The organism is uncultured Maritalea sp., assembly GCF_937139385.1.
Classification (GTDB): Bacteria; Pseudomonadota; Alphaproteobacteria; order Rhizobiales; family Devosiaceae; genus Maritalea; species Maritalea porphyrae_A.
The window spans coordinates 1-11,249 of sequence record NZ_CAKZPW010000071.1 but is presented as its reverse complement, the minus strand read 5'-3'; the positions used below and the strand labels follow the sequence as shown (position 1 = coordinate 11,249).

Here is an 11,249-nt window from a genome sequence, read left to right as displayed (position 1 = left end):
AACCGGCTATGTTTGTGCCTCAGGTCTAAATATTGTGGCCACTGCCGAACGCCAAGGGCGCAAATTGATGGCAATAGTGTTGGGCGCATCCTCGGCCCGAGAGCGTGGGGAGTTGACCGCTTTGCTGCTCGAGCGTGGATTTGACAATCGCTATAAGGGCACTGGAAAATCTGTCACGCGCGTTGCAAATTTGGCATCGGCGCCGATTGATATGCGCGAAAAGATTTGCGGCAAACAGGCCAAAGCCTATGTGGATGGACGCAAAGCGGCGTTCCCGTTTGGACTTGAGGGACAACCGACCTATTTGGGCGATGACGTTGTGCCAAAAAGGGTGAGGGTGCATACGCTGGGTAAACTTGTGGACGTGGATTTGCCAAGGCCGCGTCCGGCCTACAACTATGTGCCCAAGGTGGCCACTGTTGAGCTGCCGCGCCCAAGACCGCTGTTTTTGCGGCCCTAGGTGCCCTATTGTGGTTCAACCCGTGCCGCGGGCCATGTCTTGCACATCGCCTGATTGTAGCATTTGACCGCCAATCGCCCAGTCGCCACTTTTGACCTCCAAAATCCGAACCCAAGTGACCGATCGCAGGTTCTCCCCTTCGATAGCCACCACAGCGTCAGTGACGTTGGTGATGAGTTCTTGTTTCTGTTTAGGGGTGAAAACCCCTTCAATAACATTGATGTCGATTAATGGCATGGTTGCCTCCTTTTAGTTGATGGGGAAAGCTAGGCCATTGGACAGGATGCTAACCAGTGTAGAAACTAGAGCAGATCTGGTACTTAGTCTGTACTAGACGGTATAGGCTATCGGTGCGCATACTCATGAAAGTGAGGAGGGCGTAATGTCCCAAAATAGCTACAATCAATTTTGTCCTATCGCTATGGCGTGTGAAATATTGGAGCCACGATGGACCTTGTTGATCATGTGCGAGATGTGGTCTGGGTCGATGCGTTTTAATGAAATTCGGCGCGGTGTGCCCCGGATGTCACCAACCCTATTGTCCAAGCGTCTCAAGGAAATGGAGGTGCATGGGCTGATCTCTCGGCGCGAGGATGGGGTTACAGGGGGCATAACCTACAAAATCACTCCTGTTGGCAACGAGTTGGGGCCAATTGTGCATGCGCTTGGGCAATGGGCGCATCGAAATGTTGATACAGAGGTGACATTAGAGCACTTAGATGCCCGGCTTTTGATGTGGAATATTCGACGCAAGGTGGATCGTCACGCGCTGCCGATGCACCAAAAGACAACCATACAATTCATGTTCCCAGAATTGGAAAATGAACAAACAAACTATTGGTTGATCGCCAAACCAGGGTGCGATGTTGATATTTGCTGGAATGATCCGGGGTTTAATGTTGACCTTTTTGTCAGCGCGGAACTGAAAGCCATGACTTCTGCGTGGCTAGGGCTTTCGCGCTTGGAAAAAGAGATTGATGATCAAAAAATCGACCTCATCGGTGATGAACATCTCGCAAGTACCATTGGCAATTGGCTTGTGCGCAGTTCATTGGCTTCGTGTTAACGGGCTAGATATTGTTGTTCCAGTTCGATTAGCTTTTGCTTGCGCCATAAGCCACCTCCATATCCAGTTAGTGATCCGTCAGCTCCAATAACCCTATGGCAAGGGATCAAAATGGCGATTTGGTTGGCCCCATTTGCGCGCGCAACGGCGCGGGTGGCTGTGGGTCTGCCGATTTCCTTTGCTAAATCAGAATAACTTTTTGTGTGCCCGGCAGGAATGGTGCGCAAGGCGTCCCAAACGTTTTTGGTAAAGTCTGAACCGTGCAAAACAAGGGGGGTGTTGAACTGATCTGATGTGCCGGCAAAAAAGCGTTTGAGTTCTTCTTCCACCTGCTTTGTTGGGGCAGAGCGGCCAATGCCAATATTGCCTTTGACGGCTTTTGTTAGCTTTTTGAGTTCAGCGGGCAAGGCTTTGCGATCGGCGAACTCGAGCAAGTGCAGGGCGGTATTATCGCTCACTGCGATCATCGCGCCCAATGGCGTATCAATCCAATCTGCTTTTAACATCGGATCTTTGGCGAGTTTGCCTGGCGCGAGCCCCAATAGTTTTGCAAAAGCTGTTCGAAAGGCACTGGGTGATGAGTAGCCTGCATCAAGCTGTGCCTCGATAACTTTGCCGCCTCCCGACAGGGTCGTGAAGCCATCGCGTAGGCGACTTAGGCGGGCCATTTCTAAAAAGGTGATGCCAAATTGGCGTTTGAACGCGCGGCGCACAGTGGATGGGTCAAACCCCATGCGCGCAACGTCACCTTCGCTCCAGCGATGTGCGGGGTTTTCTTCTAATGCCTTGGTGAGTGTTTGAATGGTAATGTCGCCGTTGGCTTCGGGCGCCAAGGGCTTACACCGTTTGCAGGGACGAAAACCCGCTGCAATGGCGCTCGCAACTTCAGGGTAGAAGCTGCAATTCTGCCGCTTTGGTTTTCTTGCGGGACAAGTCAGCCGACAAAAAATGCCCGTTGATGACACCCCCACGTAAACGCGCCCATCAAACGATGGATCGCGATCTAGAAGGGCTTGGTAGAGTGTGTCGTCATTTGGTGTTTGAAAAAGCATGCACATAAACTAGCCCAGTTTGTGAGCGCTGTCCGCTCGATTTCGGGCGTCTATTTGTTTGAGCTAAGCTTTTTCGATCTCAAAGCGCAACACATCTCCGGTTTGGCTCTTTGCGAGAAGCTTGTGTCCGGCTTTATTGCACATGTTGGGGATATCGATGGCGGCGAGGGGGTCGCTGGCCAAGAGCACCAATAGGTCTCCTGACGACAGGCTGCTCAGTGCTTTTTCCGCCTTAATGACGGGCAAAGGGCAATTCAGGCCAATGGTATCGATCTGCATGACAATTACTCGGTAACGATCAGCACCCAATGGGCACCATAGCTTGAATTGGCGTTATAATTGACGGCAAGCCCAGCGTTATTGGCGTCCGCGCGTAGCAGGGTTTTGGCGTCGCGGCTCGAGTTGCGCCAACCAGAAAATGTTTCAGCAAAATTGGTGTAGCCAGCACTAAATAGGGTGGCGCCATTGGTGCGTTCTGCAATCAATGCGGCTGCGCCATTATTGTTGCCATCTTTTGCAAAGCGGGCAGCGGCCTGTGTGGCGACGCCGTTTAGTTCTGGGGTCAAGGTAAGGGGGCCTAAACGATTGGCCACCCGATATTGATTGATCAGGCCAATGGCTTCTTGCTGGTCTAGCTGCGCGCCCGGGTGCGCCATTGAAGCGGTTAGGCCCGCAGGTAGTGGTGTCGTGGCACTGACACAGCCAGCGAGCGGCAAGAGTAAAGCAACTATGGCTAGAATCTTATGCATTTTGTCCCCAATGTCTTATCGTTTAAACCTAATAGCAGAGGCGTAAAAAAACAGCCAGAGCTATGCCTCTGACTGTTGCGTGATCCAATCAAATAATCAGGGCGAAATTGCGGTCAGCCGGCTCGGTCGATGCGCGTGGTGAAACATGTATAGCCCGCTGACCGCAAATGGATGAATTTGACGTCTGAATGGGCGAAGATCTTTGCTGCGACATTTGTGAGGTCTTGCACCTGAACGATTTGCCCGGTGCGGTAATCAATCTTTTCGTTTGCAGAATAGCCCCGGATTATGAATTGATCGCGTTCTGCCACTACTGGCGGTAATTGGTTGTTGTCACCAACAAAGCGCGCGCAGGGTTCGCCGCATATAAAAATTGGCCCCGTTTCCGTGAAATGGCCAGTGGAGGCGAAGGGTTTGTAGGCGCCCAGCAAAACAGGCTTTCCTTTTTCAATATTTTTAAGGCAATGTCGGCAAGGTGCTGTGCCGTCAGACTGACGCTGCTCGAGCGGTTGGTTGTAAGCATCAGTACCCCCATCCCACCAGCTTTGAGCGTCAGCGGTGGGAATGGGCGTGAATGTAATTTCAGTCATGCGGGTCTCCTTTTTTGAGGAAGACCCAACATCATCAAGCTAGCAATATCGACCCGGTTTTGACCGTTGCCTCGTCTTATTGGCCAAAACTATCGTGATCTCCAGACAAAAATGCATCTTCTTCAGTCGTGTTTTTGCGGCCCAAAACCTCATTTCGGTAAGGATAGCGGCCAAATTTTTCGATCATGTCGCGGTGTTTAATCTCATATTCTAGGCTGTTTTCGCCCGGCAGCGCGCCGAACAGTTTCATGGCTTCATCATGCACACTCAAGCTTTCGCTATGCATATAGGGCATATAGGCAAAAGAGCGCCAATCATCTGGCAATTTCATATCGTCGCCCCGGATCACCATTTCTTGGGCCAAGGTTAAAGCGATGGGGTCGCACGCAAAGGCGCGTGGGTCTTTGCGATATATTTGGCGGGTGAATTGATCCAGCACGATGATTTCGGCTAATCGATTTTCAGGCGATGTGCGCCACCAGAATAGTTCGCCTTTGTGGGCGGCGGCATGTGTTTTTGAGAATTTTTCAACAATTGCTTTGTCGAAATCTTCGCCGCCTGTGAACCAGTCTTTGGGGCCGTGGTCTTTGAACCAAAACTGGATGACGTCTTCTGGCTGTGCAATCATAATGGTCCTCAGGTTATTTTGATTTCACCAAGGTGAAGAGGCTTGATGCAAAGATCAAGCGATTGCTCATTACAATTTGTTGATGTGGCCTATCGCCAATCGGTCTATGCTCGGGTAAAAAGCGGCAAATAGTCTGTTTAAGGTCCATCCATGTTAAAATCAGCTTCGTCCATTTTTGCTATGCCCCCTTCAAGCCTTACTGGGCTAAGCCGAGATTTGTTGCGGCTTGAAGAGGCGGGCAAGGAAGTGGTGATTGGGCTGATTGGCGCGGGAGAGATGGGCACTGATTTGATTATGCAAGTGGCGCGGATGCGTGGTTTGCGGATTGGGGCGGTAGCTGTGCGCAATCCAGAAAATGCGCTCAAGGCCGTTGAGATTGCCTATGGTGACCGCAGCAACGCTGTCGTTTGTGAAAGCAACGGGGCGATCAGCAAAGCCATTGAAATGGACAAAATCGCCATTTGTTGCGATGCGGCGCTGGTGGCAAACAATGAGTTGATCCAACAAGTGGTGGAAGCCACAGGCAAGCCAAGCGTTGGGGCCGATATTGGTTTGCAAGCGCTTGAAGCGGGCAAACACCTCATCATGATGAATGTTGAAGCAGATGTGACCGTTGGTGCTTATTTGAAGCGGCGGGCGCTAGAGCTTGGTCTTATCTATACGGTTGGCGCAGGGGATGAGCCGTCCTCCATCATGGAGCTCATCGATTTTGCAAATGCTTTAGGCTTTCCCATTGTTTCGGCTGGAAAAGGCAAAAACAATCCGTTGAATGTGGACGCTGTTCCCGATGATTATGAAGCTGAAGCCAAGGCGCGCAATATGAACCCGCGCATGTTGGTGGAGTTCGTTGATGGCTCAAAAACCATGGTTGAAATGGCAGCGCTGGCCAATGCGACGGGCATGGTGCCGGATAAACCGGGTATGCATGGTCCGCAAGCGACGCTTGATACGCTTGAAGATATTTTGATCCCTGAGTGGGATGGCGGCATTCTATCGGGTGTGGGGCGCGTGGATTATACCATTGGCCAAGGCGTCGCGCCGGGGGTGTTTGTGATTGTAAAAGCCCCGCACGAACGCATTCATGAGCGTATGGCTGACCTAAAAGTGGGCCGCGGGCCGTATTTTACGCTTTATCGTCCGTTCCATTTGACCAGTCTTGAGGTGCCATTGTCTTGCGCGCGGGTCGCGCTTTATGGGCAAGTGGATATGCAGCCGCTTGATGTGCCTGTGGCTGAGGTTTGCGCCTTGGCGAAAAAGGATATGGCAGCGGGTGAGCAATTTGATGCGATTGGGCAATATTGCTACCGTTCTTGGACCATGACCGCATCTGACGCACGTGCAGAAAAAGCGGTGCCGTGCGGGTTGATTGAGGGCGGTGTTGCCACCGCCCCGATCAAAAAGGGTGATATGATCACCTATGCCAATTGCTTGCCGGATGCGACACAGGCGATTGTTAGCCTTCGTGCCAAACAAGATGCGCTATTGGGCTTGGTCTAAGCAGCCCACCATATTTGTGGTCAGCTGATTGATCAGATCAACATAAAGGGTTGTGCCGCTTTTAAGATTTGCGCCGAGCGGGTCCAGTTCCGCCGCCTTGACATTGGTGCCTTGGATCGCAAGATCCACCAGCTTTGCGTCGAACTGTGGTTCGGAGAAAATGCAAGAAATTTGGTTGCTCGCCAATGCGCTTTGCAGTTCCTTTAAACGTTTCGCGCCTGGTTTGATCTCTGGGGCAAGGGTAACCACGCCAGCGTTTTGTAGGTCAAAGCGGTTCTCATAATATTGATAGGCATCGTGGAAGGTCACAAAGCGGTGCGATCTAACGTTCGTTAGTTTTTCATTTGTGGTGCTGATGAGGGCATCGAGCTCTTTAATGAGGTTTTCTGCATTGGCGCGATAGAGGGTTTCGTGTTTGGGGTCTTTTTCACTTAGTGTTTTTGCGATGATATTGGTGATTGTTTTGGCGTTTTCGGGGTCGAGCCAAATGTGCAAATCATGTTCGCCATGATCGTGACCTTCGTGCTGGTCATGCCCTTCTTCTTCATGGCCATGTTCATCTTCGTGATGCTCGCCCTTTAGGTCCAAATCGCGGCTGTCGAGTATTCTTATGCCGTCTTGTTCAGCCAAGGTGATGGCGGTAGCGGCTTGGGGCAGGGTGGAAATGGCTTTTTCCAAGAATGTTTCAAAATGCTCGTCGATCCAAAAGATGACGTCAGCGTTTTGCAAATGCCGGGCATCGGACGGTTTGAGGGCATAATTGTGCGGGGAAGCATTGGCGGGCACCAAGTTTGTCACTTCAGCTTTATCGCCGCTGATATAGTGCACCAGCGATTCAATTGGGCGGATGGAGGTGACCACTTGTAATTTGTCCGCAAAAGCGGAGGTGGCGGATAGGGCTAGAATGTTGGCACAGGCTATGGCGGGCAAAAAGCGCATATTTGTCTCTAATGTGGTTGTTGATATGTTATATTATTACATGGATTGTGTTATGATATAACGTATGGCATAGAGAGTGACAACAGGGAAAATTGCGTTAATTGTCTTTTCTCATTGGAAAAGATTTTGAGCGCCATATGAAGAGGTGCCTTGCGGGTGGCCACTAAAGATTTGCTGGTTTCGCTAAAAAATGTCGGTGTGGAACGCGACGGTAAGTGGCTGGTGCGTGGCGTAGATTTTGATGTACGACGCGGCGAAATTGTGACTTTGATTGGGCCAAATGGATCCGGCAAATCTACCAGCGTTAAATGTGCGCTGGGGGTGTTGGACCCAACCGAAGGCACCGTGAAGCGGGCAGACCATTTGGTGGTGAGCTATGTGCCGCAAAAGTTCAATTTGGATTGGACGTTGCCCCTAAGCGTCAAGCGCTTGATGAATTTAACCGCCAAGCACGCTCACGCAGATATTGAAGTGGCCCTAAGCCAAGTGGGTATTGCGCATTTGGCCGATGCAGAGGTTGGCCAACTATCGGGTGGTGAGTTGCAGCGGGCGCAATTGGCGCGTGCCATGTTGCGCAAACCTGATCTTTTGGTGTTGGATGAGCCCGTGCAAGGGGTCGATTTTCAAGGCGAAGTGGCGCTTTACGAGTTGATCCAACATATGCGTGACCATCATGGATGCGGCGTTTTGCTGATCTCCCACGATTTGCATGTGGTGATGGCGGCAACGGACACGGTGATCTGTTTAAACGGACATGTGTGTTGTCGTGGTGCGCCGCAATCCGTTGCGGCAAGCGACGAGTACAAACGTTTGTTTGGTGCGCGCGCATCGGACGCATTGGCGATTTACGACCATAAACATGACCACACGCATTTGCCCGATGGGCGCGTGCAACATGCGGATGGCACCATTTGCGATGATTGTGAGCATAGCGAAGGTGACCATGCCCACAGCCACAAGGAACACGATCATGCTTGATGATTTTTTTGTGCGGGCGATGGTGGCCGGTATTGGTTTTGCGCTGGTGACCGGACCGCTTGGGGCGTTTGTTGTGTGGCGGCGCATGGCCTATTTCGGCGATACAATGGCGCATTCCGCCTTGTTGGGCGTGGCGATCAGCTTGTTGCTCAACATCAATATGATGGTCGGGGTGGTGGCTGCCGCTTTGTTGGTAAGCGGCGCGTTGTTGGTTTTGGAAAAACGCGGGGTATTTTCATCTGATGCGCTCTTGGGTATCCTTTCTCACTCAACACTTGCTCTGGGGTTGGTGCTGGTTGGGTTCATGAGTTGGGTTCGGATTGATTTGATGGCGCTTTTGTTCGGCGACATTTTGGCCGTGTCAAAAGGCGATATTGCCCTGATTTACGGATTTGGCGCACTAATCTTGGTGGGCATTGCATGGGCATGGCGACCCCTGATAGCGGCCACGGTCAACGTGGAACTGGCGCAAGCTGAGGGCATGCACCCGCAACGGGCGCGGATATTGTTGATGGTATTTTTGGCGGTGTTGATTGCAGTGGCGATGAAAATCGTTGGCATTTTGCTGATTACCGCCCTTTTGATCATCCCAGCCGCCGCCGCACGGCGTTTGTCTGCAAGTCCAGAACAGATGGTGGTGATCGCCTCACTCATTGGGGTGATATCGGTTATTGGCGGGCTAAACCTTAGCCTTGCCTACGACACACCGTCTGGCCCCTCCATTGTGGTGGCCGCATTGATTGTGTTCTTGATTAGCCTTAGCCCCATCGCCCTCATTTGGCGCAAAAAACGAAAGGCGAGTTAAATGGCACAAGATCTAAAACTCACGAAAAATCAAAGTCTAGTGTTTGATAAATTGAGCGCTGCACCGGGCCCGTTAAGCGCCTATGATTTGCTCGACCAATTGCGCGATCAGGGCCTCAAAGCCCCGCTGCAAATCTATCGCGCGCTTGAAAAACTGCAAGAAATTGATCTTGTGCACCGGCTCGAAAGCATGAATTCCTTTGTCGCCTGCGCCCAACCCAATTGCCACGCCAAAACTGGCCTCGTCGCCTTCGCCATTTGCGAAAAGTGCGGCGTGGTTTCCGAGTTTTCCGACGAGGTGGTGCAAACTCGCTTAGCGGCTTGGGCTGATGAGCGCAGCTTCACCCCGACCAAAACAAGCCTTGAAATTAGAGGGCTATGTCAGGGGTGTGAGTGAATGCTCGATTGGGACAAAGTCAGCAATTCGCTTGAGATGATTTATCTTGCGGTTCAGACGTTGGAAGAGCAATTTGAAGGCAGGAAGTTCACGCCAGACGGCCACTTGGTTGGAAGCATTGGGGAAGTTTTGGCGGCATACGCATTTGATCTTGTTCTGGAACCGGCATCAACCAAGGGGTTTGACGCGATTGCGACTGATGGTCGGAAAGTGGAAATAAAGATGACCCAAGCAAAAAGTGTGGCTTTCCGTCATCAGCCTGAACACGCGATTGTGCTCTTGCGTCGCGCCAATGAGACAACCCAGACGCTATATAACGGTCCAGGTGACTTGGTATGGGAGAATTGTGGTCGACAGGGTTCAAATGGCCAACGCGCAATTAGTGTCGCAAAGCTAATGAAACTCAATGGGGTGGTTCACGAGCAAAGTAAGCTGAGCCAGTTTAGAGACTATCCGGTATAAGTGAAATGACCTCATCCCCCACATGCCTACTCGAAGGTTTTAAAGAAAACTGGTGCGGTGAGCTGGTTGAATATGATGCTGGGGCGGCGAAGGATGTTGCGGTTTGGCGTAAGGCGGAGCGGCAGCGGCTGATTGAGTTTCGCCAAGCGATGAGCAATGATGAGCGCCAAGAACATGGGGCAATAGTTTGCGCGAGATTGTTTGATTTGATCAAACCAAATGCCGAACATGTGATTTCTGCCTACTGGCCGTTTAAGGGTGAGTTGGATTTGCGGCCCTTCATGGAAGAAGCGATCGGGGCGGGTGCAACCATTGTTTTGCCCGTGGTGGAAACACGGGCCGCGCCGCTTGCCTTTCGGCGTTGGACACCTGAAGCAAAGATGGGGCGCGGGATATGGAATATCTTGCAGCCCACTAACCCAAAGGTTTTTCACCCCAATGTGGTGATTGCGCCGTTGGTTGGGTTTGACGAGCAGGGGTATCGTTTGGGGCATGGGGGTGGATATTATGACCGCACCCTAGCGACATTTGACGTTCAGCCGTTCAAAATTGGCGTTGGGTTTAAGGAACAGCGGCTAGAAACTATTTATCCACAGCCCCATGACGTGCCCATGGACGCCATTTTGCATTCTAGTGATTTGTTAAACCTCAATAAATAGTTTTGGGGCTATGATTTTGTCCATATAGAACGTGTCGGTTAACACTTAAACAAAATGATTGGAGTTTCTTAACTTCGATCCAATAGGCTTAAAACCACTTAAGTGTTCGAGTATGTGAGACAATATGGAAGAGTTCGACCTTTTTGCGGATGATATTGACGACGTCAATACCATCGTTAAAACGCAAGAATCGCTGTTCGATACCGAACAGCGGTTGGGTGCGATGCTTGACGCCATGCCAATTGGACTATTGTTTCACACCCAGCAGGGCATTCTTTACGCCAATGATCAGGCTTGTCAGTTGCTGCGGGCGCAAAAATCTGAGTTGGTTGGTCGCCATTTTCTCGATTACATCCGCGAAGCAGAGTTTTTGGAAGCCAATTCGTTGCTCCAATCTGCTTTTGAAGCGGGGCAGAAAGCGGTGGAAACTGAAAGCGTTATTGCGTGTGGCAGTGGCCCAGACAAATTGATCAAAATCACCGCCAGCCGCTTACCGTGGGAAGGTACCCCGGTTATCCAAGTGCTGTTTCAGGATATTACCGCACAAAAACGAGCCGAACAGTCGTTGCGCAAACTCTCAATTACGGACGAGCTAACGGGTGCATTTAATCGGCGCCATGTGTTTTATGAAGCTGAAAGCTATTTGCAGCAGGAAAAACGCCCCCCCGTAACGATTGCCATGCTTGATGTGGACCATTTCAAATCGGTAAATGACACCTATGGCCACGCGTTGGGCGATACGGTGCTTAAAGAAATAACCCGCTTGGCGCATGATTTTGTGCCCACCATCAGCAATTGCAAATCGGCAATGTTTGCCCGCATTGGTGGGGAAGAGTTTTTGTTTTTATTGCCTGGCGTTACCAAAGAAAATGGCTTCGCCATTGTTGATGAGTTTAGGCGGTCCATGATGCGGCTGCGTATTCCAAGTGATGATGGTCGATTGGTTAGCATTACCGCAAGCTTTGGTG

15 protein-coding genes and 1 pseudogene are annotated in these 11,249 nt (G+C 51.1%); 9 read left to right on the top strand and 7 right to left on the bottom strand.

The window, feature by feature from the left end:
• Positions 1–460, top strand: a pseudogene (locus Q0231_RS03120) (hypothetical protein); the annotation flags it as partial.
• A gap of 15 nt (positions 461–475) precedes the next feature.
• Here the strand turns inward: Q0231_RS03120 and Q0231_RS03115 are convergent.
• Positions 476–697, bottom strand: a complete 222-nt coding sequence (locus Q0231_RS03115) for a 4-oxalocrotonate tautomerase family protein (protein WP_269395108.1) — start codon at positions 695–697, stop codon at positions 476–478.
• 145 nt (positions 698–842) lie between these two features.
• On the opposite strand from Q0231_RS03115, the gene Q0231_RS03110 reads away from it, so the two are divergent.
• Positions 843–1,526 (top strand): helix-turn-helix domain-containing protein, encoded by a 684-nt coding sequence (locus tag Q0231_RS03110; protein WP_269395107.1) that lies wholly within the window; start codon positions 843–845, stop codon positions 1,524–1,526.
• Here Q0231_RS03110 and Q0231_RS03105 read toward each other — a convergent pair.
• The 5 genes from Q0231_RS03105 to Q0231_RS03085 form a co-directional block, all read right to left on the bottom strand.
• The gene (locus Q0231_RS03105; protein WP_269395106.1) at positions 1,523–2,578 is read right to left on the bottom strand and encodes a bifunctional transcriptional activator/DNA repair enzyme AdaA; all 1,056 of its coding nucleotides are present in this window, start codon (positions 2,576–2,578) and stop codon (positions 1,523–1,525) included. The genes Q0231_RS03110 and Q0231_RS03105 overlap by 4 nt on opposite strands.
• 63 nt (positions 2,579–2,641) lie before the next feature.
• Positions 2,642–2,857, bottom strand: coding sequence for a sulfurtransferase TusA family protein (locus Q0231_RS03100; RefSeq protein WP_269395105.1), 216 nt, complete (start codon positions 2,855–2,857; stop codon positions 2,642–2,644).
• A 5-nt stretch (positions 2,858–2,862) separates the two neighbouring features.
• Positions 2,863–3,327: a CAP domain-containing protein gene (locus tag Q0231_RS03095; protein ID WP_299344945.1), complete on the bottom strand. Its 465-nt coding sequence runs from the start codon at positions 3,325–3,327 to the stop codon at positions 2,863–2,865.
• Between the two features lie 113 nt (positions 3,328–3,440).
• Positions 3,441–3,917, bottom strand: a complete 477-nt coding sequence (locus Q0231_RS03090) for a DUF1203 domain-containing protein (protein ID WP_299344942.1) — start codon at positions 3,915–3,917, stop codon at positions 3,441–3,443.
• A 76-nt stretch (positions 3,918–3,993) separates the two neighbouring features.
• The gene (locus Q0231_RS03085; RefSeq protein ID WP_269395102.1) at positions 3,994–4,545 is read right to left on the bottom strand and encodes a DUF924 family protein; all 552 of its coding nucleotides are present in this window, start codon (positions 4,543–4,545) and stop codon (positions 3,994–3,996) included.
• Between the two features lie 150 nt (positions 4,546–4,695).
• Here Q0231_RS03085 and Q0231_RS03080 point away from each other — a divergent pair, with 150 nt between their 5' ends.
• The gene (locus tag Q0231_RS03080) at positions 4,696–6,042 is read left to right on the top strand and encodes a homoserine dehydrogenase (protein ID WP_299344938.1); all 1,347 of its coding nucleotides are present in this window, start codon (positions 4,696–4,698) and stop codon (positions 6,040–6,042) included.
• On the opposite strand, the gene Q0231_RS03075 is transcribed toward Q0231_RS03080, so the two are convergent.
• On the bottom strand, positions 6,025–6,981 hold the full coding sequence (locus Q0231_RS03075) for a zinc ABC transporter substrate-binding protein (protein WP_269395100.1): 957 nt from the start codon (positions 6,979–6,981) through the stop codon (positions 6,025–6,027). The two genes, Q0231_RS03080 and Q0231_RS03075, sit on opposite strands and share 18 nt — an antisense overlap.
• Positions 6,982–7,137: 156 nt before the next feature.
• On the opposite strand from Q0231_RS03075, the gene Q0231_RS03070 reads away from it, so the two are divergent.
• From Q0231_RS03070 to Q0231_RS03045, 6 genes are all read left to right on the top strand, one after another.
• On the top strand, positions 7,138–7,959 hold the full coding sequence (locus Q0231_RS03070; protein ID WP_299344934.1) for a metal ABC transporter ATP-binding protein: 822 nt from the start codon (positions 7,138–7,140) through the stop codon (positions 7,957–7,959).
• Positions 7,952–8,764: a metal ABC transporter permease gene (locus Q0231_RS03065; protein ID WP_299344931.1), complete on the top strand. Its 813-nt coding sequence runs from the start codon at positions 7,952–7,954 to the stop codon at positions 8,762–8,764. The genes Q0231_RS03070 and Q0231_RS03065 overlap by 8 nt, the downstream gene beginning before the upstream one ends.
• On the top strand, positions 8,765–9,160 hold the full coding sequence (locus tag Q0231_RS03060) for a Fur family transcriptional regulator (RefSeq protein WP_299344928.1): 396 nt from the start codon (positions 8,765–8,767) through the stop codon (positions 9,158–9,160).
• Entirely contained in the window at positions 9,161–9,622 is a 462-nt protein-coding gene (locus Q0231_RS03055; protein WP_299344925.1) for a hypothetical protein, read from the top strand.
• A gap of 5 nt (positions 9,623–9,627) precedes the next feature.
• Positions 9,628–10,281: a 5-formyltetrahydrofolate cyclo-ligase gene (locus tag Q0231_RS03050; RefSeq protein WP_299344922.1), complete on the top strand. Its 654-nt coding sequence runs from the start codon at positions 9,628–9,630 to the stop codon at positions 10,279–10,281.
• Between the two features lie 124 nt (positions 10,282–10,405).
• Positions 10,406–11,249: sensor domain-containing diguanylate cyclase (locus tag Q0231_RS03045; RefSeq protein ID WP_299344919.1), on the top strand; the 844-nt coding region annotated here is incomplete at its 3' end.

Bases quoted from the DNA above. Each gene is read 5' to 3' on its own strand.
- Q0231_RS03115 (WP_269395108.1), bottom strand. From the start codon at position 697: ATGCCATTAATCGACATCAATGTTATTGAAGGGGTTTTCACCCCTAAA.
- Q0231_RS03110 (WP_269395107.1), top strand. From the start codon at position 843: ATGTCCCAAAATAGCTACAATCAATTTTGTCCTATCGCTATGGCGTGT.
- Q0231_RS03105 (WP_269395106.1), bottom strand. From the start codon at position 2,578: ATGCTTTTTCAAACACCAAATGACGACACACTCTACCAAGCCCTTCTA.
- Q0231_RS03100 (WP_269395105.1), bottom strand. From the start codon at position 2,857: ATGCAGATCGATACCATTGGCCTGAATTGCCCTTTGCCCGTCATTAAG.
- Q0231_RS03095 (WP_299344945.1), bottom strand. From the start codon at position 3,327: ATGCATAAGATTCTAGCCATAGTTGCTTTACTCTTGCCGCTCGCTGGC.
- Q0231_RS03090 (WP_299344942.1), bottom strand. From the start codon at position 3,917: ATGACTGAAATTACATTCACGCCCATTCCCACCGCTGACGCTCAAAGC.
- Q0231_RS03085 (WP_269395102.1), bottom strand. From the start codon at position 4,545: ATGATTGCACAGCCAGAAGACGTCATCCAGTTTTGGTTCAAAGACCAC.
- Q0231_RS03080 (WP_299344938.1), top strand. From the start codon at position 4,696: ATGTTAAAATCAGCTTCGTCCATTTTTGCTATGCCCCCTTCAAGCCTT.
- Q0231_RS03075 (WP_269395100.1), bottom strand. From the start codon at position 6,981: ATGCGCTTTTTGCCCGCCATAGCCTGTGCCAACATTCTAGCCCTATCC.
- Q0231_RS03065 (WP_299344931.1), top strand. From the start codon at position 7,952: ATGCTTGATGATTTTTTTGTGCGGGCGATGGTGGCCGGTATTGGTTTT.
- Q0231_RS03060 (WP_299344928.1), top strand. From the start codon at position 8,765: ATGGCACAAGATCTAAAACTCACGAAAAATCAAAGTCTAGTGTTTGAT.
- Q0231_RS03055 (WP_299344925.1), top strand. From the start codon at position 9,161: ATGCTCGATTGGGACAAAGTCAGCAATTCGCTTGAGATGATTTATCTT.
- Q0231_RS03050 (WP_299344922.1), top strand. From the start codon at position 9,628: ATGACCTCATCCCCCACATGCCTACTCGAAGGTTTTAAAGAAAACTGG.